Below are 21,448 nucleotides of genomic sequence, written 5' to 3'. Positions count from 1 at the left end.
ACTTATAACTTGGTATATAGCCGATCGGTATTTAACTTAAATAGTAAATACCGCTAGGTTATATATGCATCAGGCAATTATTCAGTGGCACTTAAATTGCCTTCAAACATATGTGCCTTATTGTTACAGCGGTGCGTTCTATTAAGTAATTCTTCACCCGCGGGGAGCTGAACGCTATTCGCCATGAGCGCTATTGAAAACGCAATTCTGAACCTGGCTTATCCTCCTCGGCTCGATCTTGGGCCGCAGCTGACGCACGAACAACTTCTCGCTTCCATGCAATCGACGATGGCGCGCCACAAGGGCGGGCCGGTGTGGTTGTTCGCCTATGGCTCGCTGATCTGGCGGCCGGAGTGCACGGCAGTTGAGCGCATGCGCGGTCGCGTGCATGGCTACCATCGTGGCTTGTACCTGTGGTCCCACGAGCATCGTGGTACACCGGAAATGCCTGGCCTGGTCTTCGGTCTGGATCGCGGTGGTTCCTGCAGCGGTTTTGCCTACCGCTTGCCGGAAGACAATCTCGATACCGCGCTGTACGCCCTGTGGAAACGTGAGATGCCGTTTCCGTCGTATCGTCCGCACTGGCTCAATTGCCGGCTCGAAGATGGCACTCAGGTGCAGGCCTTGGGCTTCGTTCTTGAGCGCCACCTGCCGAGCTATGCCGGTAACTTGCCGGATCATGTGCTCAGCCAGGTGTTCGCCAGCGCCAGCGGGCGTTACGGCACCACTCGTGATTATGTCGAGCAGACTGCGCACGCCCTGCGCAGCCACGCCATGCCGGATCGAAATCTGGAGGCGCGGCTCAAGCGTTGTAAATCACACAGCGATCAGGCGACCGCTTCACGGCTCTGACTGGCGACTTGCTTGTGCCACAGCGTTGGCGCAAGGAAGGCCATCGCCAGCAGGCAAGCGCCGACCAGCAGGACGAAACCGCCATCCCAGCCGAAGTGGTCAACGGTGTAGCCCATTGCCGCACTGGCTGCGACCGAACCCCCCAGATAACCGAACAGACCGGTGAAGCCCGCTGCGGTACCGGCGGCTTTCTTCGGCGCCAGCTCCAGCGCTTGCAGGCCGATCAGCATCACCGGACCGTAGATCAGGAAGCCGATCGACAGTAGGGCGATCATATCGACCATCGGGTTGCCGGCCGGATTCAGCCAGTAAACCAGAGTCGCGACAGTCACCAGAGCCATGAACACCATGCCGGTCAGGCCACGGTTGCCACGGAAGATCTTGTCCGACATCCAGCCGCACAGCAGCGTGCCCGGGATCCCCGCCCACTCGTAGAAGAAATACGCCCATGAGGTTTTATCCACGGTGAAGCCCTTGGCTTCCTTCAGGTACGTCGGCGCCCAGTCCAGCACGCCGTAGCGCAGCAGGTAGACAAACACGTTGGCCAGAGCGATGTACCAGAGCATTTTGTTGCGCAGCACGTACTTGACGAAGATTTCCTTGGCGCTGAATTCGTCTTCGTGGCTGGCGTCGTAGCCTTCCGGGTAGTCGTTCTTGTACTGCTCGATTGGCGGCAGGCCGACCGATTGCGGGGTGTCACGCATGGTGATGAACGCAAACACCGCCACGCCCAGCGCGACTGCGGCCGGGACGTAAAACGCCGCGTGCCAGTCGTTGAACAGGCCCATGCCGATCAGGAACAGCGGGCCGATCAGACCGCCGCCGACGTTATGCGCCACGTTCCACACCGAGACCACGCCGCCGCGTTCCTTCTGCGACCACCAGTGCACCATGGTCCGCCCGCTCGGCGGCCAGCCCATGCCCTGCGCCCAGCCGTTGATGAACAGGAGGATGAACATCATCGTTACGCTGGATGTTGCCCACGGCGCGAAACCGAAAATGAACATCACCCCGGCCGAGACCAGCAGGCCGAACGGCAGGAAGAAGCGTGGGTTGGAACGGTCGGACACCAGGCCCATGAGGAATTTCGACAAACCGTAAGCGATGGCAATTGCCGACATCGCCAGACCGAGGTCGCCACGACTGTAGCCTTCGTCGATCAGATACGGCATGGCCAGGGAGAAGTTCTTGCGCAGCAGGTAGTAACCGGCGTAGCCGATAAAGATACCGGCGAAGATCTGCCAGCGCAGGCGGCGGTAGGTGCTGTCTATTTTTTCTTCAGGCAATGGAGCCTGATGTGCGGCAGGACGAAAGAAAGCAAACATTCAAGAGCTCCAGTTTTCTTGTTTTGACTGCGGATGCGAATGTTACAGTTTCGTTACCGAAAATAGCATCGCTTCACGTCGGCAAAACAGCGGAAATTTGGACAGTTGAGCGTTCCTTTATGAACATGTCGCTCTGAGACAAGTAAGGGGCGCTGAGGGAATGGTGACTTGGGTGGGTTTCTGCGGTTTTGCATATTGAAGAGCCGGATTTAAACGCTAAAGCGATCCGGATTGCTGCTCCGGATCGCTCCATGTTCTTAACGAACCTGAACGACAACCTTGCCCACCGCCTTGCGCTGGCCAAGATCATCGATCGCCTGCGCGGCATTGCTCAGTGGATAGACCTGCGACACCAGCGGTTTGAGCTTGCCCTCGGCAAACCAGGCGAACAGCTGCTGGAAGTTGGCTGCATTGTCCTGTGGCTGGCGTTGGGCAAAAGAACCCCAGAACACGCCGAGCACCGCCGCGCCTTTGAGCAGGGCAAGGTTGACCGGCAGTTCCGGGATGCGTCCGCTGGCGAAGCCGACTACGAGCAGGCGGCCGTTCCAGGCGATGGCGCGGATGGCCTGGTCGAACAGGTCGCCGCCGACCGGATCGTAGATCACGTCGGCGCCCTGGCCGTCGGTGAGGCGTTTGATTTCCTCCTTCAGGCTGCTTTCGCTGTAGTTGATCAACTCGTCAGCCCCGGCCGCTTTGGCCACCGCAAGTTTCTCGGCGCTGCTGGCGGCGGCGATCACCCGGGCACCCATGGCTTTGCCTATCTCTACCGCGGCGAGTCCAACGCCGCCCGACGCGCCGAGCACCAGCAGGGTTTCGCCCGGTTGCAGGTTGGCGCGTTGCTTGAGCGCGTGCATCGAGGTGCCGTAGGTCATGCTGAATGCAGCGGCGATGTTGAAATCCATTGACGGCGGAATCGGCAGGACGTTGTAGCCCGGCACCGCAACCTGCTCGGCAAAACTGCCCCAACCGGTCAACGCCATGACCCGGTCGCCGACTTTCAGATGGCTGACCTTTTCCCCGACTTCACGCACCACGCCCGCCGCTTCACCGCCCGGCGAGAAGGGGAAGGGCGGTTTGAACTGGTATTTGCCCTCGATGATCAGCGTGTCCGGGAAATTGACCCCGGCGGCGTGCACGTCCAGCAGGATTTCATTCTTCTTGGCGACAGGGCTGGCGACGTCTTCCAGCACCAGCGATTCGGCAGGGCCGAAGGCTTTGCACAGCACGGCTTTCATCAGGGCTATTCCTTTGGGAGTGATGGCCGATAAGTGTAGGTGTGTGAATCAACGGGTCAACGAGCATGCCCGACCCTGATAGTCAGCCATAAGCTTGTGCTTGCGCGCCGGGTCGTTATGCTAGGCCGCAAACCGGATAAGGAGCGAATTGTGAAAGCGTGGATCATGTTGTTGCTGGCCCTGTCTCTGCCTGTGGCAGCACTGGCCGAAGAAGCCAAAGAAGGCGAAGCGCCGAAAGTCAATTACATCACCCTGAGCCCGCCGTTCGTCGGCAATTATGGCCTCGACGGGACTGCCAAACTCAAGGTCTACAAGGCCGATGTGGCCCTGCGCGTAACTGGCGAAGAGGCGACCAAACTGGTCAAGGCCAATGAGCCGCTGATCCGCAATCAGCTGGTGGCACTGTTCACTCAGCAATCGACCGAGGCCATGGGCAGCATCGAGGGCAAGGAAAAGCTGCGTCAGGAAGCGTTGAAACAGACGCAGCAAGTGATGAATGACGAGACTGGCAAGCCGGTGGTTGAGGATCTGTTGTTCAACAACCTGATCATTCAGTAAGTCGTTCGCTGTCCGGGCAGGCCTCTTCGCGAGCAGGGTTATTCGGTGAATGCAAAAATGTGCATCACCACCAATCCACTGTGGGAGCGAGCCTGCTCGCGAAAGCTATTTATCAGGCAAAAATGAATCAGGGTTTGAGCGCGATGACTGCCGCCCACTGCTCCGCCGTCACCGGCATCACCGACAACCGCGAGCCCTTCTGCACCAGTGGCAGTTCGGCCAGCGCCGTCTGCTGCTTCAGATAATCGAGCTTCAACACCCGTGCAAACGTCTCGACATGCTCGACATCGATCGCGCTCCAGGCATTTTTCTCCGCTGTGGCCTTTGGATCGAAGTAATGGCTGTCCGGCTCCAGCGCCGTCGGATCGGGATACGCTGCTTCGATTATCTTGCCGATCCCGGCAATCCCCGGCTCCGGGCAGCTGGAATGGTAGAAAAAGAACGCGTCACCCACGGCCATCGCCCGCAGGAAATTGCGCGCCTGATAGTTGCGGACCCCGTCCCAGCGCGCCTTGCCGAGCTTTTCCAGACCCCTGATCGAGAGTTCGTCGGGCTCTGATTTCATCAGCCAGTAGGCCATGTGGTGTGCTCCTGAAGCGGTCATTGGGCAGGTTGTCGGGCAATTTTATGACAAACCGACAGTCGGTTGACGTCAGCGTTTGCGCACAGGTTCACGTTGCCGCAAAATGCCGGCCTTTAAAGCTTGACGCTGCTGCACGGCCTACGAACGGAAACCGCTGCTGTCATCGTGATGATGTGCCTTGAGGGGGGCAATCGATGAAACGCAAACCGGATTTGCTATGGACTTTGGTAATTTTGTTTGGCTTGGGCGTGGTAACCACCGGTTACGCGCAGAGCCTGTGGGCGAACAAGACCGACGCGCCGATTGAAGTGGCGCAACAGGTGCAACAGTCGACCGCTTTCAAACGCTGAACCTGTCTCTTCGACGCCGCTGTTCTGTGCGGCGTCTACTCTGCGAAATACCACGCTTTGTCGGTGACCGTGCCTTGTAACGGGACATCCCAGCTCGCCTGCGCCAAACGTTCAACCTTCTGGCATTCATGGGCAAGGCCCAGCAGCGTCGGCTTGCGCCAGTTCTTGCGCCGGGCCAGGTAGGCGAGGCTGCGATCATAAAATCCGCCGCCCATGCCCAGGCGCCCGCCGACATCGTCAAACCCCACCAGCGGCAACAACACCAGATCCAGCGCCCAGACCTTGCGTTGCCGAGCCAGATTGGCCCGGGGCTCAAGAATCCGGAAACGATTGGGCGTGAGCTTTTCGCCGGGCCGGATGCGCTGGAAGACCATTTTCGTTCGCGGCCAGGCGCTGAGTACCGGCAGATAAGTCGCCTTGCCACGACGCTGGGCTTCGCGCAGCAGCAAGCGCGGATCGATTTCACCGTCGGTGGGCAAATACAGAGAGATATGTTTTGCCCGGCGAAAGTGCGGGTCTTGGGCCAGTTGCCGGAACAGGCCTTTGGCAGCCTGGCGTTGTTCGCCCGGCGTCAGTGCGCGGCGCGCCTTGCGCAGCAGGCGGCGGAGTTGCGGGCGGGGCAGCAGCGCGGGTTCGGTCATGGTTCGGCTTCGGCAGGTGGATGCAAAAACGTACGCATAAAAAATCCGATGTCGGCATACACCGACATCGGATTCGAATCAGGCTCCCCGGATGAACCGCTGTCAACTCAGCCCTTGAACCCGAAAGTTCAAGGTGGAAGAAGCAGTAGACTTTAAGGCTTTCCGTCTAGCGGACATGCACACCAGCCCAACGTGCAACTTCCAGGGTAGTGCGAATCGGCTCCGGGACATCGTCAACTGGCAAGCACCCCAGGGAGTGCGGCGAGTATACCTCAAGCTGCCAGTCGAATCAGCCCTTGGCGGTGTTCTGATCGTCGGCCAGGACCAGATCGACACGATCGAGCAAGTCGCGCACCTGTTCGCGGGTCGAACCGCTGGCCTGGATGTCCGGGCGCTCTTCTTTGTGCAACAGGTCGTGGGTGATGTTCAGCGCGGCCATCACGGCAATTCGGTCGGCACCGATGACTTTGCCGCTGCTGCGGATCTCGCGCATCTTGCCGTCCAGGTAGCGGGCGGCGCTGACCAGATTGCTGCGTTCTTCCGGCGGGCAGATGATCGAATACTCTTTGTCGAGGATCTGCACGGTAACGCTATTGCTTGAACTCATGAGTCTTGCTCCAGGGCCTTGAGGCGCGAAATCATCGATTCGACCTTACGCCGGGCGATTTCGTTTTTTTCAATGAGGTGAGCGCGTTCCTCGCGCCAGGTTTTTTCCTGAGCTAGTAAGAGTGCGTTTTGACTCTTAAGTTGCTCGACTCGGCCAATCAGCAGTTCGAGTCTGGCCATCAGCGCTTGCAGGTCGGTGTCTTCCATTGGGTCCACGTGTTCGTCTGATGGGTGGTAACTGGCGGACAGCCTTTAATGGTCTTGGCGGGGCTGTCGATGTAGGATACAAGGCCTTCATTCTAGACATAGCGCCGTCTGGCGCCTAGCTGCCCATGACCATTGCGAATTCCCCGTACCAAGCCTTTGCCACCCTGCTGACTGCCAGCGGCCACAACGTCTCGCCTGCCGAACTGCACGGCGTGCTGCTCGGGCGCAGTTGCGCCGGCGCCGGCTTCGATCACGAAGGCTGGCTGATCGACGCCGCCGAACTGCTCGAAGGCGATATTCAGGACAATGTCCGCAATGCCCTGATCGGCTTGCAGGAGATGGTCAAAGGCGAGCTGACCGGCGACGACGTCACCGTCGTTCTGCTGCTGCCGACCGACGATGCACCGCTGGCCGACCGCGCTGCTGCGCTGGGCGAGTGGTGCCAGGGCTTCCTCAGCGGTTTCGGCCTGAACTGCCGCGACAGCAGCATGCTCAGTACCGAAGCCACCGAAGTGCTGCAGGATCTGGCGGCCATTTCCCAGGTGCAGGATGCGCTGGAAGAATCCGAAGACGGCGAATCCGACTACATGGAAGTCATGGAATACCTGCGCGTTGCGCCGTTGCTGCTGTTCTCGGAAACCAAAAAATCCGATGTGCCGCCAGCCGCCAAACCTCCGCTGCATTAATCGCGTGACAGGGAAAGCCATCTGCCCATGACCCATATCCCGAAAGCGGAATACAGCCGTCGCCGCAAGGCCCTGATGGCGCAGATGGAACCCAACAGCATCGCGATCCTCCCCGCCGCCGCGGTGGCCATCCGCAACCGCGACGTCGAGCATGTCTACCGTCAGGACAGCGACTTCCAGTACCTCAGCGGTTTTCCCGAGCCACAAGCCGTCATCGTCCTGATGCCCGGGCGCGAGCACGGCGAGTACATCCTGTTCTGCCGTGAACGCAACGCCGAACGCGAATTGTGGGATGGCCTGCGGGCAGGGCAGGAAGGCGCGATCCGCGAATATGGCGCCGACGATGCTTTTCCGATTACTGACATCGACGACATCCTCCCGGGCCTGATCGAAGGCCGCGACCGGGTGTATTCGGCGATGGGCAGCAACCCCGAGTTTGATCGGCACCTGATGGACTGGATCAACGTGATCCGTTCCAAGGCGCACCTCGGCGCGCAGCCACCGAATGAATTTGTTGCCCTGGATCATCTGCTGCACGACATGCGCCTGTATAAATCGGCGGCAGAAGTGAAGGTGATGCGCGAAGCCGCGCGGATTTCGGCGCAAGCGCATATCCGCGCGATGCAGGCCAGTCGTCCGGGGCTGTATGAATACAGCCTTGAAGCCGAACTGGATTACGAATTCCGCAAGGGCGGGGCGAAGATGCCGGCCTACGGTTCGATCGTCGCCGCCGGGCGCAACAGCTGCATCCTGCATTATCAGCAGAATGACGCGCTGCTCAAGGATGGCGATCTGGTGCTGATCGACGCTGGTTGCGAGATCGACTGCTACGCCAGCGACATCACCCGCACGTGGCCGGTGAATGGCAAGTTCTCCCCGGAGCAGAAAGCGATCTACGAGTTGGTGCTGGCTTCACAGGAAGCCGCGTTCGCCGAGATCGCACCGAACAAGCACTGGAACCAGGCGCACGAAGCCACGGTGCGGGTGATCACCACGGGTCTGGTCAAGCTTGGCTTGTTGCAGGGCGAAGTTGACGAACTGATCGCCAGCGAAGCCTACAAGGCTTTTTATATGCACCGCGCCGGGCACTGGCTGGGCATGGATGTACATGACGTCGGCGAGTACAAGGTCGGCGGTGAATGGCGCGTGCTGGAGGTCGGCATGGCGCTGACCGTGGAGCCGGGCATCTACATCGCAGCGGACAATCAGAACGTGGCGAAGAAATGGCGTGGCATTGGCGTGCGCATCGAGGATGACGTGGTCGTGACCCGATCCGGTTGTGAAATCCTCACCAGCGGCGTGCCAAAAACCGTCGCCGAGATCGAAGCGCTGATGGCCCAAGCAAGGACACACGCAGCATGAGTCGAGTCAATCTGGCAATCATCGGTGGCGGTCTGGTCGGCGCCAGTCTGGCGTTGGCGTTGCAGGCCGGGGCCAAGGCGCAGGGCTGGAAAATCGTCCTGATCGAACCGTTCGCTCCCGGCGACAGTTGGCAGCCGAGCTACGACGCCCGCTCCTCGGCGCTGTCGTTCGGCTCGCGGCAGATTTATCAGCGCCTGGGCGTGTGGCAGGAAATCTCCCGCCGCGCCGAGCCGATCAAACAGATTCACGTCTCCGACCGTGGCCGCTTCTCCACCGCGCGCTTGTCGGCGATGGAAGAGGGTGTGCCAGCGCTCGGTTACGTGGTGGAAAACGCCTGGCTTGGCCAGTGCCTGTGGCAGCACCTCGACAAAGACGTGATCACTTGGCGCTGCCCGGCGGAAGTCACGCGCATGGAGCCGTTGGCCGATGGCTATCGTCTGACCCTCAACGATGAAACCACGCTGGAATGCGACCTCGCGGTGCTCGCCGATGGCGGCCGATCCGGGTTGCGCGAACAGTTGGGCATCAACGTGCGCACGCGTCCGTACAACCAGAGCGCACTGATCGCCAACATCACCCCGAGCGAAGCGCACAACGGCATGGCCTTCGAGCGCTTCACCGACGAAGGGCCGATGGCCCTGCTGCCGTTGCCGGACAATCGCTGCGCACTGGTGTGGACGCGGCTGGGCATGGACGCGCAGCGTCTGACTGAATTGAGCGAGCGTGATTTTCTCAGCGAATTGCAAAGCGTGTTCGGTTACCGCCTAGGCACTTTGAAACAGGTCGGCGCGCGGCATCTGTATCCGCTGTCACTGATCGAAGCTGAAGAACAGGTGCGTTCGCATCTGGCCGTGCTCGGCAACGCCGCGCACAGCCTGCACCCGATCGCTGGCCAGGGCTTCAACCTGTCGCTGCGTGACGCCGATGCCTTGGCTGCCGCGCTGCTGGCGAGTCATAAGCCGCTGGGCGACTTCGCTACGTTGCAAGCCTATCGCGAGCGGCAGCGCCTCGATCAGGACCTGACCGTGGGCTTCTCCGATCAGGTCACGCGCCTGTTCGGCAGCACCCAGCCGCTGGTGTCGCTGGGGCGCAACCTCGGCCTGCTCGGGCTCGACCTGCTGCCACCGGCCAAACGCTGGTTCGCCCGGCAGGCCATGGGCCTGGGAACCCGTCCGGATGCTTGAGTGGCTGAGCAACACATTCGGCAAGGCGCGATTGATGCGCTGGGTAATGACTTTCTACCCGCCGTATCTCGGCGCCGGAGTGCGCGTTCGGCACATCAGCGATGACTTTCGCGACGTGCAGGTGTCCATGGGGTTGGGCTGGTACAACCGCAACTACGTCGGCACCCAGTTTGGCGGCAGTCTGTATTCGATGGTCGACCCGTTTTTCATGTTGATGCTTATGGAAAACCTCGGTCCGAAATACATCGTCTGGGACAAGGCCGCCGACATCGACTTCATAGCGCCGGGCAAAGGCCCGGTGTTTGCCCGGTTCAACATCGACCAGACCCTGCTCGACGAGATCCGCCGGCAGACCGCCAACGGCGACAAATACCTGCCGCAGTTGCAGGTCGACATTCATGACGGCGCCGGCAACCTTGTGGCGCGGGTCGGTAAAACCCTTTACGTGCGGCTCAAGCCGCAAGCGAGACAGGCCTAAAGCATGGAAATGCGCGCAGATCTGCTGATTGTCGGAGCCGGAATGGTCGGCAGCGCCCTGGCGCTGGCGCTCCAGGACAGTGGGCTGGAAGTGCTGCTGCTCGACGGCAGCCCGTTGAGCGTTAAGCCGTTCGCTGCCGAAGCGGCGTTTGAACCGCGCGTCAGCGCGCTGTCGGCGGCGAGCCAGCGCATCCTCGAACGCCTCGGCGTCTGGGACGGCATCGCCCTGCGGCGCAGCAGCCCGTACACCGACATGCACGTCTGGGATGGCAGCGGCACCGGGCAGATTCATTTCTCGGCGAGCAGCGTGCATGCCGATGTGCTCGGCCACATCGTCGAGAACCGCGTGGTGCAAGATGCCTTGCTCGAGCGTTTGCATGCCTGCGATCTGGGCATGCTGGCCAATGCGCGGCTGGAACAGATGCGTCGCTCCGGCGATGACTGGCTGCTGACCCTGGCTGACGGCCGCACATTGCGCGCGCCGCTGGTCATCGCGGCGGACGGGGCCAATTCCGCAGTGCGCCGTCTCACCGGGGTGGCGACTCGCGAGTGGGATTATCTGCATCACGCGATCGTCACCAGCGTGCGCTGCAGCCAGCCGCATCGCCAAACCGCCTGGCAGCGCTTTACCGATCACGGGCCGTTGGCGTTTTTGCCTTTGGAGCGTGACGGTCAGCAGGACTGGTGCTCGATTGTCTGGTCGACTACGCCGGGTGAAGCCGAGCGCTTGATGGCGCTGGAGGAGACTGCGTTTTGCGCTGAGCTGGAGCGAGCCTTCGAAGGGCGTCTCGGTGAAGTCATCAGTGCCGATCCGCGTTTGTGCGTGCCGCTGCGTCAGCGTCACGCCAAGCGTTATGTCGCTGAGGGCCTGGCGTTGATCGGTGATGCGGCGCACACCATTCACCCGTTGGCGGGGCAGGGTATGAATCTTGGTTTCCTTGACGCAGCGGTGCTGGCCGAAGTGCTGCTGCAAGCGCATGAGCGCGGTGAGCGGCTGGCGGACGTGAAGGTGCTGAGTCGCTACGAGCGTCGACGCATGCCGCACAATCTGGCGCTGATGGCCGCAATGGAGGGCTTCGAGCGGTTGTTCCAGGCCGATCCGCTGCCGCTGCGCTGGTTGCGCAATGCCGGGTTGAAAATGGTCGAGCAGATGCCCGAGGCGAAGGCGTTGTTTGTGCGCGAGGCGTTGGGGCTGACGGGGGACCTTCCAGCTCTGGCAAAGCCCTGACCTCCTCATTGAGGCTGGTGGCCCCTTCGCGAGCAGGCTCGCTCCCACAGTTGCAATGCATTCCAATGTGGGAGCGAACCTGCTCGCGAAAGCGTCAGCCCACTCACCGCAGTTTTGCGTTGTGCAACATCTGGTAACGCCTTCCCCCAGTGTTCGATTGTGGTGGTAAATGTGAGTCCTTATCATTTGGCCCACATTTCCCGACCGAGAGACCACTCCCATGTTGGCATCCAAGCGTCTTCTGACCGCACTGGCCTTGACCCTGATCGGCAGCACCACTGCCCAGGCTGCCGATGAGGTGGTGGTTTACTCGTCGCGTATCGATGAGCTGATCAAACCGGTATTCGATGCCTACACCGCCAAGACCGGGGTGAAGATCAAGTTCATCACCGACAAGGAAGCGCCGCTGATGCAGCGCATCAAGGCCGAAGGTGAAAACGCCACCGCCGACCTGCTGCTCACCGTCGATGCCGGCAACCTGTGGCAGGCCGAGCAGATGGGCATCCTTCAGCCATTCACTTCGAAAACCATCGACACCAATATTCCCGCGCAATATCGCTCGTCCACCCACGCCTGGACCGGCCTGAGCCTGCGCGCGCGGACCATCGCCTATTCCACCGAACGGGTGAAGCCGGGCGAACTGACCACCTATGAAGCGCTGGCCGACAAGAACTGGGAGGGCCGCCTGTGCCTGCGCACGGCGAAGAAGGTCTACAACCAGTCGCTGACCGCGACCATGATCGAAGTCCACGGCGCCGAGAAGACCGAGAAAATCCTCAAGGGCTGGGTCAACAACCTGTCCACCGACGTGTTCTCCGATGACGTTGCAGTGCTGGAGGCGATCAACGCCGGGCAGTGCGACGTCGGCATCGTCAACACCTACTACTACGGTCGCTTGCATAAGCAAAAACCTGAATTGCCGGTGAAGCTGTTCTGGCCGAATCAGGCTGATCGCGGCGTGCATGTGAATCTGTCGGGCATCGGCCTGACCAAACATGCACCGCACCCGGAAGCCGCGAAAGCCTTGGTGGAGTGGATGACCACGCCTGAGGCACAGAAGATTTTTGCCGACGTGAACCAGGAATTCCCGGCCAACCCGGCGGTGGCGCCATCGGAAGAAGTGGCGGCGTGGGGCAAGTTCATTGCTGATACCTTGCCGGTAGAAGTGGCGGGCAAGCGTCAGGCCGAAGCGATCCGGATGATGGATCGGGCGGGGTGGAATTGAGTCTGCCGCTGTAGAGATCAAAAGATCGCAGCCTTCGGCAGCTCCTACAGGGGAACGCGTTTCTAATGTAGGCGCTGCCGAAGGCTGCGATCTTTTTGCTTTTGTCGCTACACTCCACGACCTATCCACGAGACCCAAAAGTGGCCCACCCCGCCCAACGCCGCTGGTACCCCATCGTCTTCGCCATCGCCGCGCTGGTGCTGTTGCCGCTGAGCGTGCTGCTGCTGTCGTGGCAGACCATCGATCAGCAGATCTGGTCGCACCTGTGGCAAACCCAGATGCCGCGTCTGCTCGGCAATACCCTGACGCTGATCCTCGGCGTCGGTGTCGGCGTGACCCTGCTGGGCGTCAGCCTCGCGTGGCTGACCAGCCTCTGCGAGTTCCCCGGTCGGCGCTGGCTCGACTGGGCGCTGATGCTGCCCTTCGCCATTCCGGCCTATGTGCTGGCGTTCGTCTTCGTCGGCCTGCTGGATTTCGCCGGCCCCGTGCAAACCCTGCTGCGCGAATGGTTCGGCACCGGTCTGCGGCTGCCGCGAGTGCGGTCCACCGGCGGGGTGATCGTGGTGCTGGTGCTGGTTTTTTATCCCTACGTTTATCTGCTGGCGCGTACCGCGTTTCTGGCTCAGGGCAAGGGGTTGATGGAAGCGGCGCGGGTGCTCGGGCAGTCGCCGTGGCAGGCGTTCTGGCGGGTTGCGCTGCCGATGGCGCGTCCGGCGATTGGCGCGGGCGTGGCGCTGGCGCTGATGGAAACCCTCGCCGATTTTGGCGCGGTGTCGGTGTTCAACTTCGACACCTTCACCACGGCAATCTACAAGACCTGGTACGGCTTCTTCAGCCTGCCCAGCGCCGCGCAACTGGCCAGTCTGTTGCTGCTGGTGGTGATGCTGGTGCTGTACGGCGAGCGCCGCGCGCGCGGGGCGAATCGGGCCGGCAATGAGCGGCCACGGGTGAAGGCGCTGTATCACCTGCGCGGGCTCAAGGCATTCGCGGCGACAGGCTGGTGTGCCCTGGTGTTTGCCTGCGCCTTCGTCATTCCGCTGCTGCAACTGATCGTGTGGTTCTGGCAGCGCGGGCGCTTCGATCTGGATGAACGCTACGCCGGACTGATCCTGCACACGCTGTATCTGGGCGCGATGGCAGCGCTGATCACCGTCAGCGTTGCGCTGTTGCTGGCGTTTGCCCGGCGCCTGGCACCGACCCAAGCGATCAACTCCGGGGTCGGTCTGGCCAATCTCGGCTACGCCTTGCCCGGTTCGGTGCTGGCGGTGTCGATCATGCTGGCCTTCAGTTATCTGGATCGTGAGCTGGTGATTCCGTTTTCGTCATGGCTCGGCGGTGCCGGCAAACCGTTGCTGCTCGGCAGCCTCGCAGCGTTACTGATGGCTTATCTGGTGCGCTTCATTGCTGTCGCTTACGGGCCGCTGGAAAGCAGTCTGGCGCGTATACGGCCATCTTTGCCTGAAGCGGCACGTAGCCTGGGTGTCAGTGGGCCACGACTGTTTTTCAAAGTGTATCTGCCGCTGTTGCTGCCCGGCACCTTGAGCGCGGCGTTGCTGGTGTTCGTCGATGTGCTCAAGGAAATGCCCGCGACCCTGCTGATGCGCCCGTTTGGCTGGGACACGCTGGCGGTGCGCATCTTCGAAATGACCAGCGAAGGCGAATGGGCGCGCGCCTCATTGCCGGCATTGACCCTGGTGCTGGTTGGTCTGTTGCCGGTCATCGGGCTGATCCGACGTTCAGCGCACCGAAACACTTAGTAGTGAGTCCTACATCATGCGGCTACAATGCGCGGCATTCGGTGCGGTTCGTCTGACAGACCCGTGCGCTGGAATCGGCTGCAAGCCTTACTTATCAAGGCTTTCAGCCGTATAGCGGCGGTCCGCACCCTCGCCACGCCCGGAAGGAGAAACCCATGGGACAGCGTACGCCTCTGTATGACCTGCACCTCGCGCTTGGCGCGAAGATGGTCGATTTTGGCGGTTGGGACATGCCACTGCATTACGGCTCGCAGGTCGAGGAGCACCACGAAGTGCGCCGCGATTGCGGGGTGTTCGATGTTTCCCATATGACCGTGATCGATGTCACCGGCGCCCAGGCCAAGGCCTGGCTTCAGCATTTGCTGGCCAACGACGTCGAACGTCTGCACCGCCCGGGCCGGGCGTTGTACAGCACCATGCTCAATGAGCGCGGTGGCATCGTCGACGACATGATCGTCTACCGCCTCGACGACGCTTACCGGCTGGTGTTCAACGCCTCGACCCGCGATCAGGATCTGGCCTGGATGAACGCCCAGCTCGGCGCCTACGACGTGCAATTGCACGAGCGCTGCGAGCTGGCGATGCTCGCCATTCAGGGACCGCAGGCGCGGCACAAGATTGCCGAACTGGTCACCCAGTCGCGCGCCACGCTGATCCAGCAACTCAAACCTTTCGAAGGCGCCATCGACGGCGACTGGTTCATCGCGCGTACCGGTTACACCGGCGAGGATGGCCTGGAAATCTGCCTGCCCGCCAATCAGGCGCCGGGTTTCTTCAACGATCTGGTCGGTGCCGGTATTTCGCCGATCGGCCTTGGCGCTCGCGACACCTTGCGTGTCGAGGCCGGCATGAACCTGTACGGTCAGGACATTCATCAGGACGTTTCACCGCTGGCCTCGAACATGGCCTGGAGCATCGCCTGGGAGCCGGCCTCGCGGCAGTTCATCGGCCGCGCGGCGCTGGAGGAGGAAAAAACCGCCGGCGTGGCGCACAAGCTGGTCGGTCTGGTGCTGGAAGAACGCGGGGTTTTGCGCGCTCACCAGGTGGTGCGCATCGCCGATGTTGGCGAAGGGGAGATCACCAGTGGTAGTTTCTCTCCTACGCTGAGCAAATCGATTGCCCTGGCGCGTGTACCGATGGCAACCGCCGACCGCGCCGAAGTGGAAATCCGTGGCAAGTGGTACCCGGTACGGGTGGTCAAACCGACCTTCGTCCGCCATGGCAAAACTTTGATCTAACCTTTTTTGGCGGGCACGACCGCTGACAATTTCTCGAGGACACCGAAGATGAGCGATATCCCTGCCGAACTGCGTTTTGCCGAAAGTCATGAATGGGCGCGTCTGGAAGCCGACGGCACCGTCACCGTGGGCATCAGCGATCACGCGCAGGAAGCGCTGGGCGACGTGGTGTTCGTCGAGTTGACCGAAGTCGGCAAGGTGTTCGCCGCCGGTGATCAATCCGGCGTGGTCGAGTCGGTGAAAGCCGCCTCCGACATCTACGCCCCGGTCAGCGGTGAAGTCATCGCGATCAACGAAGAGCTGGGCGGCTCGCCCGAGCTGCTGAACTCCGACCCGTACGGCGCGTGGATCTTCAAGCTCAAGCCAAGCGACAAGGCCGAGCTGGACAAGCTGCTGGATGCGGCGGCTTACCAGGCTGCCATTGGCGAGTAAGCGTTAAGCAACACCGCAAAGCCCCGACCTGTCGGGGCTTTTTTGTGCACGATGATTTCCCCCTGTGGGAGCGGGCTTGCTCGCGAAGGCGGTGTATCAGACACATTCATGTCGACTGACAAACCGCCTTCGCGAGCAAGCCCGCTCCCACAATGGAAATGCGTCTGATACTGGAATATTGGGCGCGATACGGGCTGCTATGCTGGTTTGACCGTGTTGCAATGACGCCGAGCGCAAGCCAAGAGAGAGCCCGTCATGTCCCAGTCGCCGTCCCTGAGCCAGTTACGCGATTCCGAAGCCTTTCTGCGCCGCCACCTCGGCCCGGATGCCGCCGAGCAGCAGGCGATGCTCGACAGCCTCGGCCTGGGCAGTCGCGCCGAGCTGATCGAGCAGACTGTGCCGCCGGGCATTCGCTTCAATCGCGCACTGGATTTGCCGCCGGCCCTCGACGAACAGGCTGCGCTGGCGAAGCTGCGCGGTTATGCCGAGCAGAATCAGCTATTCACCAGCCTGATCGGCATGGGCTACCACGGCACCGTCACGCCAACCGTCATTTTGCGCAACGTCCTGGAAAATCCCGGCTGGTACACTGCGTACACCCCATACCAACCAGAAATCGCCCAGGGCCGGCTCGAAGCGCTGCTGAATTTTCAGCAACTGACCATCGACCTTACCGGTCTGGAACTGGCCAACGCCTCGTTGCTCGATGAGGCTACCGCAGCGGCCGAAGCCATGGCTTTGGCCAAGCGCGTGGCGAAGTCGAAGAGCAATCTGTTCTTTGTGGATGAAAACTGCCATCCGCAAACCCTCTCCGTGGTACAGACCCGCGCCGAAGGTTTCGGCTTCGAGCTGATCATCGACGCGGTGGATAATCTGGCGCAGCACGAGGTGTTCGGTGCGCTGCTGCAATATCCCGACACTCACGGCGAAATCCGCGACCTCAAACCCTTGATCAATCACCTGCACGCGCAACAGGCCCTGGCCTGTGTCGCCACCGATTTGCTCAGCCTGCTGTTGCTGACGCCGCCGGGTGAGTTGGGTGCCGATGTGGTGTTCGGTTCGTCCCAGCGCTTCGGTGTGCCGATGGGTTATGGCGGCCCGCACGCGGCGTTCTTCGCCAGCCGCGAGGAATACAAACGGGCGATTCCGGGGCGGATCATCGGTGTATCGAAAGATGCTCGCGGCAACGTCGCGCTGCGCATGGCTCTGCAAACCCGCGAGCAACACATTCGCCGCGAGAAAGCCAATTCGAACATCTGCACAGCGCAGGTGCTGCTGGCCAATATCGCCAGTTGCTACGCGGTGTATCACGGCCCCGAGGGTTTGAAGCGTATCGCCCAGCGCGTGCATCGCCTGACCTGCATCCTCGCGGCGGGCCTTGAGCGCAACGGCATCAAGCGGCTCAACAAGCAGTTCTTCGACACCCTGACCCTGGAGGTCGGCGGCGCACAAACCGCAATCATCGAAAGCGCTCAGGCAGCGCAGATCAACCTGCGCATTCTTGGTCGCGGCCGCGTCGGGCTGAGTCTGGACGAGAGCTGTGATGAGCACACCGTGGCGAAGCTGTTCGATGTGCTGCTCGGCGCCGATCACGGCCTGAGCGTTGATGCGCTTGATGCGCAGGACATCGCCTCGGGAATTGCTCACGAACTCCAGCGCAGTACGCCGTACCTGCAACATCCGGTGTTCAACGCCCATCACAGCGAAACCGAGATGCTGCGTTATCTCAAACAGCTGGAAAACAAGGATCTGGCGCTCAACCAGTCGATGATCCCGCTGGGCTCGTGCACGATGAAACTCAACGCCACCAGCGAGATGATCCCGATCACCTGGCCGCAGTTCGCCCATCTGCATCCGTTCGTGCCGAGGGAGCAGGCCGTTGGTTACACGCTGATGATCGAAGAGCTTGAGCGTTGGCTCTGCGCGATTACCGGTTTCGATGCGATCTGCATGCAGCCCAACTCCGGCGCGCAGGGCGAGTACGCCGGGCTTTTGGCTATTCGCAAATATCACGAGAGTCGGCGCGAGGGCGCGCGGGATATCTGTCTGATTCCGTCGTCGGCCCACGGCACCAACCCGGCCTCGGCGCAGATGGCCGGGATGCGTGTGGTGATTGTCGAATGCGATGAGGCGGGCAACGTCGATCTGGATGATTTGAAGCTGAAAGCCGCCGAGGCCGGGAACAAGTTGTCGTGCCTGATGGCGACCTATCCGTCGACCCACGGGGTTTACGAGGAAGGCATCAGCGAAATCTGCGCAGTGATTCACCAGCATGGCGGCCAGGTGTATATGGATGGCGCTAACCTCAATGCCCAGGTCGGCCTGGCCAGACCGGCGGACATCGGCGCCGACGTGTCGCACATGAATCTGCACAAGACCTTCTGCATTCCCCATGGCGGCGGCGGGCCGGGTATGGGCCCGATCGGCGTTCGCGCGCATCTGGCGCCGTTTGTGGCCAACCACCCAGTGGTGCCGATCGACGGGCCGCTGGCGCAGAACGGCGCGGTCAGCGCAGCACCATGGGGCAGCGCGAGCATTTTGCCGATCAGCTGGATGTATATCGCCATGATGGGCCCGCAACTGGCGGACGCTAGCGAGGTGGCGATTCTGGCGGCGAATTATCTGGCGCAACATCTATCCGGCGCGTTCCCGGTGCTCTACACCGGGCGCAATGGCCGCGTGGCCCATGAATGCATTCTTGATCTGCGCCCACTGAAGGCGCAGACCGGCATCAGCGAGGAAGACGTTGCCAAGCGGCTGATGGATTACGGGTTCCACGCGCCGACCATGTCCTTCCCGGTGCCCGGTACGTTGATGGTCGAGCCGACCGAGAGCGAATCCAAGGCAGAGCTCGACCGCTTCATCGCGGCGATGCTGAGCATTCGCGCCGAGATCAATGAAGTGCAGAAGGGCAACTGGCCGGGCGAAGACAACCCGCTGAAGCGCGCGCCGCATACCTTGGCCGATGTCACCGGAATCTGGGAACGGCCCTACAGCATCGAACAGGCCATCACCCCGGATGCGCACACGCGCTTGCACAAATATTGGCCGGCGGTGAATCGGGTGGATAACGTTTACGGCGATCGCAATCTGTATTGCGCCTGTGTACCGGTCGATGATTACCGCTGATCTCTAAATCCACCACCGTCCCTGTGGGAGCGAGCCTGCTCGCGAAAGCAATCGTCCAGCCAGCATTTTCGGTGACTGGCTAACCGCTTTCGCGAGCAGGCTCGCTCCTACAAGGCATGGTGGTGAGGCGGTAATCCGGGCAAAAAAATGCCGCTCGATCGAGCGGCATTTTTCATGGCGCGAGGCTTACTCGGAAGCCACGGCGTTCTTCGCCAGGATCGCGTTCGCCAGTTCCATGTCCGAAGCCTGCAGGCCCGGGTTGTCGGCGCGGACTTTCTGCATCGCCGCTTCCAGGTACGGGCCACGGATGCCGCCGTCGCTGGCGACGAAGCTGCCGGCGTCGTCCTGGGCGGCGACGATCAGCTTGTGATCCTTGAACGTCAGGTAGGTCGATCCGGTGGTGGCACCGGAGGAAATGACGTTACGCCAAAAGCTGTCCGCCATAGCCGAACCAACGGGAAGCGACAGCAGGGCCAAGGTGGCGACAGCGAGTTTGAGACGCATGATGAGGTGACTCCTGGGGATTGACTACGGCGTTGGATAGGCGATTCCCCGATCCAGTTCCGTGCCGACTTATTTCAACTCACTTTGTGGCGTCACCCGCAGCACTTCTTCCACGGTGGTCAACCCTGCCGCGACTTTCTGCGCACCGGACAGGCGCAGGCTGCGCATGCCTTCCTTGAAGGCCTGGCGGCGAATCGCGGTGAGGTCGGTATCCGGGGTGATCAGTGCTTTGAGGCTGTCGCTCAGCTGCATGATTTCGTAGACCCCGGCGCGGCCGCGATAGCCGGTGTCGCGGCATTCCAGGCAGCCGATCGCCCGTTGCGCATTGCTCGGCAGCGGCGCCTGCCAGGGCCGGGTCAGGGTTTGCCAGTCTTCTTCATCGAGCGTCAACGGTGCCTTGCAGTGCGGGCATAACGTGCGCACCAGACGCTGGGCCATGACCCCAAGCACGGTGGCCTTGATCAGGTAATGCGGCACGCCGAGCTCAAGCAGACGGCTGATCGCGCTTGGCGCATCGTTGGTGTGCAGCGTCGACAGAACCAAGTGCCCGGTGAGCGCGGCCTGAATCGCCATTTCGGCAGTTTCAAGGTCGCGGATCTCGCCGATCATGATGATGTCCGGGTCTTGCCGCATCAGCGCGCGGACCCCGGCAGCGAAGGTCAGCTCGATGTTGTGCTGCACCTGCATCTGGTTGAAGGCCGGCTCGACCATTTCGATCGGGTCTTCAATGGTGCAGAGATTGACCTCCGGCGTCGCCAGTTTTTTCAGCGTGGTGTACAGGGTGGTGGTCTTGCCCGAACCGGTCGGCCCGGTGACCAGGATGATGCCGTTGGGTTGCCGGGTCATGTCCTGCCAGCGGCGCAAATCGTCGGCGCTGAAACCCAACTGGTCAAAATTCTTCAGCAGCACTTCCGGGTCGAAAATCCGCATGACCATTTTTTCGCCGAACGCCGTCGGCAAGGTCGACAGCCGCAGCTCCACTTCGCCGCCGTCCGGGGTCTTGGTCTTGACCCGGCCATCCTGGGGTTTGCGCTTTTCCGCGACGTTCATGCGACCGAGGCTTTTCAGGCGACTGACGATCGCCATGGTCACTTGCGGCGGAAATTGATAGACGTTGTGCAGCACACCATCGATGCGAAAGCGCACGGTGCCATGCTCGCGGCGCGGTTCGATGTGGATATCGCTGGCGCGCTGCTGGAAGGCGTACTGGAACAGCCAGTCGACGATGTTGACGATGTGCGCGTCGTTGGCGTCCGGCTCCTGATCGCTGGCGCCAAGGTTGAGCAGTTGTTCGAAATTGCCGAGGTTGCCGCCCTGGGCGTCGGCGTTGCTGGCGCCGCTGACCGATTTGGCCAGACGAAAGAATTCGACGCTGAAGCGCTGGATGTCCACCGGATTGGCCACAACGCGTTTGATCGGCAGCTTCAATACGTGGGTCAGATCGGCTTCCCAACCGCTGACGTAAGGCTGCGCGCTGGCCACGGTGACCGAGTCGCGGTCCACGGCGACGGCGAGAATCTTGTGCCGTTGCGCGAAGGCGTAGGACATCAGCGGTGTGATCGCCGCAACATTGATTTTCAGCGGATCGATGCGCAAATACGGCTGGCCGGCCTGCTGCGCCAGCCATAGGGTCAGGCTTTCCAGATCCAGATGTTTGCCCGGACGGCTGAGGTCGTCGAGTTGCTGGCTGGCGATGAATTCCAGCGGATGCATCTGCCCGTGAGCAGCATGGCGACGGCGGGCATTGAGCGCCTGTTCCGCCGCGTCCTGGCAGATGAAGCCTTGGGCGACCAATTCTCGCAACACATCGTTGAGGTCGAGCCAGCGGTCCTGAGTGACAAATTGAACGGACATGCGGCTTTCCTTTTT

The 21,448-nt window shown here is 61.3% G+C and carries 21 protein-coding genes and 1 other RNA gene; 13 read left to right on the top strand and 9 right to left on the bottom strand.

The window, feature by feature from the left end; translation table 11 throughout:
* Nucleotides 1–183 precede the first annotated feature (183 nt).
* A complete protein-coding gene (locus AB4N53_RS18590) occupies nucleotides 184–852 on the top strand; it encodes a gamma-glutamylcyclotransferase (protein ID WP_024014748.1) in 669 nt (222 codons plus the stop codon).
* On the opposite strand, the gene glpT is transcribed toward AB4N53_RS18590, so the two are convergent.
* Both glpT and AB4N53_RS18580 read right to left on the bottom strand, forming a co-directional pair.
* The gene (gene glpT / locus AB4N53_RS18585; protein ID WP_024014747.1) at nucleotides 828–2,177 is read right to left on the bottom strand and encodes a glycerol-3-phosphate transporter; all 1,350 of its coding nucleotides are present in this window, start codon (nucleotides 2,175–2,177) and stop codon (nucleotides 828–830) included. The genes AB4N53_RS18590 and glpT overlap by 25 nt on opposite strands.
* Nucleotides 2,178–2,434: 257 nt before the next feature.
* Nucleotides 2,435–3,412 carry an NADPH:quinone oxidoreductase family protein gene (locus AB4N53_RS18580; protein ID WP_460122216.1) on the bottom strand — a complete coding sequence of 326 codons (978 nt, stop codon included), beginning with the start codon at nucleotides 3,410–3,412 and terminating at the stop codon, nucleotides 2,435–2,437.
* A gap of 150 nt (nucleotides 3,413–3,562) precedes the next feature.
* On the opposite strand from AB4N53_RS18580, the gene AB4N53_RS18575 reads away from it, so the two are divergent.
* Nucleotides 3,563–3,970: a flagellar basal body-associated protein FliL gene (locus AB4N53_RS18575; protein ID WP_056791694.1), complete on the top strand. Its 408-nt coding sequence runs from the start codon at nucleotides 3,563–3,565 to the stop codon at nucleotides 3,968–3,970.
* Nucleotides 3,971–4,097: 127 nt separating this feature from the next.
* Here the strand turns inward: AB4N53_RS18575 and AB4N53_RS18570 are convergent, their stop codons facing one another.
* Nucleotides 4,098–4,550, bottom strand: coding sequence for an EVE domain-containing protein (locus AB4N53_RS18570; protein WP_460122214.1), 453 nt, complete (start codon nucleotides 4,548–4,550; stop codon nucleotides 4,098–4,100).
* A 197-nt stretch (nucleotides 4,551–4,747) separates the two neighbouring features.
* Between AB4N53_RS18570 and AB4N53_RS18565 the strand changes: the two genes are divergently transcribed.
* Nucleotides 4,748–4,903: a hypothetical protein gene (locus AB4N53_RS18565; protein ID WP_024014743.1), complete on the top strand. Its 156-nt coding sequence runs from the start codon at nucleotides 4,748–4,750 to the stop codon at nucleotides 4,901–4,903.
* 35 nt (nucleotides 4,904–4,938) lie between these two features.
* On the opposite strand, the gene AB4N53_RS18560 is transcribed toward AB4N53_RS18565, so the two are convergent.
* The 4 genes from AB4N53_RS18560 to AB4N53_RS18545 all read right to left on the bottom strand — a co-directional run bounded on the left by AB4N53_RS18560 (nucleotide 4,939) and on the right by AB4N53_RS18545 (nucleotide 6,357).
* The gene (locus tag AB4N53_RS18560; protein ID WP_024014742.1) at nucleotides 4,939–5,544 is read right to left on the bottom strand and encodes a 5-formyltetrahydrofolate cyclo-ligase; all 606 of its coding nucleotides are present in this window, start codon (nucleotides 5,542–5,544) and stop codon (nucleotides 4,939–4,941) included.
* Nucleotides 5,545–5,624: 80 nt separating this feature from the next.
* Nucleotides 5,625–5,803: non-coding RNA, 6S RNA (gene ssrS / locus AB4N53_RS18555), on the bottom strand.
* Between the two features lie 30 nt (nucleotides 5,804–5,833).
* Complete coding sequence (locus tag AB4N53_RS18550) at nucleotides 5,834–6,151, bottom strand: cell division protein ZapA (RefSeq protein WP_016772632.1); 318 nt, start codon at nucleotides 6,149–6,151, stop codon at nucleotides 5,834–5,836.
* Nucleotides 6,148–6,357: a TIGR02449 family protein gene (locus AB4N53_RS18545; protein ID WP_007911197.1), complete on the bottom strand. Its 210-nt coding sequence runs from the start codon at nucleotides 6,355–6,357 to the stop codon at nucleotides 6,148–6,150. The genes AB4N53_RS18550 and AB4N53_RS18545 overlap by 4 nt, the downstream gene beginning before the upstream one ends.
* A 125-nt stretch (nucleotides 6,358–6,482) precedes the next feature.
* Here AB4N53_RS18545 and AB4N53_RS18540 point away from each other — a divergent pair, with 125 nt between their 5' ends.
* The 10 genes from AB4N53_RS18540 (at nucleotide 6,483) to gcvP (ending at nucleotide 19,075) form a co-directional block, all read left to right on the top strand.
* Nucleotides 6,483–7,043 carry a YecA/YgfB family protein gene (locus tag AB4N53_RS18540; protein ID WP_460122212.1) on the top strand — a complete coding sequence of 187 codons (561 nt, stop codon included), beginning with the start codon at nucleotides 6,483–6,485 and terminating at the stop codon, nucleotides 7,041–7,043.
* Nucleotides 7,044–7,070: 27 nt separating this feature from the next.
* Entirely contained in the window at nucleotides 7,071–8,405 is a 1,335-nt protein-coding gene (pepP, locus tag AB4N53_RS18535) for a Xaa-Pro aminopeptidase (protein WP_206421407.1), read from the top strand.
* Entirely contained in the window at nucleotides 8,402–9,589 is a 1,188-nt protein-coding gene (ubiH, locus tag AB4N53_RS18530) for a 2-octaprenyl-6-methoxyphenyl hydroxylase (protein ID WP_460122209.1), read from the top strand. The genes pepP and ubiH overlap by 4 nt, the downstream gene beginning before the upstream one ends.
* Nucleotides 9,582–10,067 carry a DUF4442 domain-containing protein gene (locus AB4N53_RS18525; protein ID WP_223630409.1) on the top strand — a complete coding sequence of 162 codons (486 nt, stop codon included), beginning with the start codon at nucleotides 9,582–9,584 and terminating at the stop codon, nucleotides 10,065–10,067. Before ubiH ends, AB4N53_RS18525 begins: the two co-directional genes overlap by 8 nt.
* 9 nt (nucleotides 10,068–10,076) lie before the next feature.
* Nucleotides 10,077–11,294, top strand: a complete 1,218-nt coding sequence (locus AB4N53_RS18520) for a 2-octaprenyl-3-methyl-6-methoxy-1,4-benzoquinol hydroxylase (protein ID WP_460125187.1) — start codon at nucleotides 10,077–10,079, stop codon at nucleotides 11,292–11,294.
* A 220-nt stretch (nucleotides 11,295–11,514) separates the two neighbouring features.
* A complete protein-coding gene (locus AB4N53_RS18515; RefSeq protein ID WP_460122206.1) occupies nucleotides 11,515–12,519 on the top strand; it encodes an extracellular solute-binding protein in 1,005 nt (334 codons plus the stop codon).
* A 140-nt stretch (nucleotides 12,520–12,659) separates the two neighbouring features.
* Nucleotides 12,660–14,276: an ABC transporter permease gene (locus tag AB4N53_RS18510; protein ID WP_460122204.1), complete on the top strand. Its 1,617-nt coding sequence runs from the start codon at nucleotides 12,660–12,662 to the stop codon at nucleotides 14,274–14,276.
* A 155-nt stretch (nucleotides 14,277–14,431) separates the two neighbouring features.
* Nucleotides 14,432–15,514 carry a glycine cleavage system aminomethyltransferase GcvT gene (gene gcvT, locus AB4N53_RS18505; RefSeq protein ID WP_460122202.1) on the top strand — a complete coding sequence of 361 codons (1,083 nt, stop codon included), beginning with the start codon at nucleotides 14,432–14,434 and terminating at the stop codon, nucleotides 15,512–15,514.
* A gap of 48 nt (nucleotides 15,515–15,562) precedes the next feature.
* Entirely contained in the window at nucleotides 15,563–15,946 is a 384-nt protein-coding gene (gene gcvH / locus AB4N53_RS18500; RefSeq protein WP_460122201.1) for a glycine cleavage system protein GcvH, read from the top strand.
* Between the two features lie 255 nt (nucleotides 15,947–16,201).
* Nucleotides 16,202–19,075 (top strand): aminomethyl-transferring glycine dehydrogenase, encoded by a 2,874-nt coding sequence (gene gcvP, locus AB4N53_RS18495; RefSeq protein ID WP_460122199.1) that lies wholly within the window; start codon nucleotides 16,202–16,204, stop codon nucleotides 19,073–19,075.
* A 186-nt stretch (nucleotides 19,076–19,261) separates the two neighbouring features.
* Here gcvP and AB4N53_RS18490 read toward each other — a convergent pair whose 3' ends face one another.
* Both AB4N53_RS18490 and AB4N53_RS18485 read right to left on the bottom strand, forming a co-directional pair.
* Nucleotides 19,262–19,582 (bottom strand): DUF2388 domain-containing protein, encoded by a 321-nt coding sequence (locus tag AB4N53_RS18490; RefSeq protein WP_172667868.1) that lies wholly within the window; start codon nucleotides 19,580–19,582, stop codon nucleotides 19,262–19,264.
* 66 nt (nucleotides 19,583–19,648) lie between these two features.
* Nucleotides 19,649–21,433 carry a GspE/PulE family protein gene (locus AB4N53_RS18485; protein WP_460122197.1) on the bottom strand — a complete coding sequence of 595 codons (1,785 nt, stop codon included), beginning with the start codon at nucleotides 21,431–21,433 and terminating at the stop codon, nucleotides 19,649–19,651.
* Nucleotides 21,434–21,448 lie beyond the last annotated feature (15 nt).

The sequence above is a fragment of the Pseudomonas sp. H3_E04 genome (genome assembly GCF_054668915.1).
Note: the sequence above shows the minus strand (reverse complement) of the source record. Positions and strands in the feature narration are given on the sequence as shown.

Bases quoted from the DNA above. Each gene is read 5' to 3' on its own strand.
- AB4N53_RS18560 (WP_024014742.1), bottom strand. From the start codon at position 5,544: ATGACCGAACCCGCGCTGCTGCCCCGCCCGCAACTCCGCCGCCTGCTG.
- AB4N53_RS18590 (WP_024014748.1), top strand. From the start codon at position 184: ATGAGCGCTATTGAAAACGCAATTCTGAACCTGGCTTATCCTCCTCGG.
- AB4N53_RS18565 (WP_024014743.1), top strand. From the start codon at position 4,748: ATGAAACGCAAACCGGATTTGCTATGGACTTTGGTAATTTTGTTTGGC.
- gcvH (WP_460122201.1), top strand. From the start codon at position 15,563: ATGAGCGATATCCCTGCCGAACTGCGTTTTGCCGAAAGTCATGAATGG.
- glpT (WP_024014747.1), bottom strand. From the start codon at position 2,177: ATGTTTGCTTTCTTTCGTCCTGCCGCACATCAGGCTCCATTGCCTGAA.
- AB4N53_RS18515 (WP_460122206.1), top strand. From the start codon at position 11,515: ATGTTGGCATCCAAGCGTCTTCTGACCGCACTGGCCTTGACCCTGATC.
- AB4N53_RS18580 (WP_460122216.1), bottom strand. From the start codon at position 3,412: ATGAAAGCCGTGCTGTGCAAAGCCTTCGGCCCTGCCGAATCGCTGGTG.
- gcvP (WP_460122199.1), top strand. From the start codon at position 16,202: ATGTCCCAGTCGCCGTCCCTGAGCCAGTTACGCGATTCCGAAGCCTTT.
- AB4N53_RS18520 (WP_460125187.1), top strand. From the start codon at position 10,077: ATGCGCGCAGATCTGCTGATTGTCGGAGCCGGAATGGTCGGCAGCGCC.
- AB4N53_RS18570 (WP_460122214.1), bottom strand. From the start codon at position 4,550: ATGGCCTACTGGCTGATGAAATCAGAGCCCGACGAACTCTCGATCAGG.
- gcvT (WP_460122202.1), top strand. From the start codon at position 14,432: ATGGGACAGCGTACGCCTCTGTATGACCTGCACCTCGCGCTTGGCGCG.
- AB4N53_RS18540 (WP_460122212.1), top strand. From the start codon at position 6,483: ATGACCATTGCGAATTCCCCGTACCAAGCCTTTGCCACCCTGCTGACT.
- AB4N53_RS18525 (WP_223630409.1), top strand. From the start codon at position 9,582: ATGCTTGAGTGGCTGAGCAACACATTCGGCAAGGCGCGATTGATGCGC.
- AB4N53_RS18545 (WP_007911197.1), bottom strand. From the start codon at position 6,357: ATGGAAGACACCGACCTGCAAGCGCTGATGGCCAGACTCGAACTGCTG.
- AB4N53_RS18550 (WP_016772632.1), bottom strand. From the start codon at position 6,151: ATGAGTTCAAGCAATAGCGTTACCGTGCAGATCCTCGACAAAGAGTAT.
- ubiH (WP_460122209.1), top strand. From the start codon at position 8,402: ATGAGTCGAGTCAATCTGGCAATCATCGGTGGCGGTCTGGTCGGCGCC.
- AB4N53_RS18485 (WP_460122197.1), bottom strand. From the start codon at position 21,433: ATGTCCGTTCAATTTGTCACTCAGGACCGCTGGCTCGACCTCAACGAT.
- pepP (WP_206421407.1), top strand. From the start codon at position 7,071: ATGACCCATATCCCGAAAGCGGAATACAGCCGTCGCCGCAAGGCCCTG.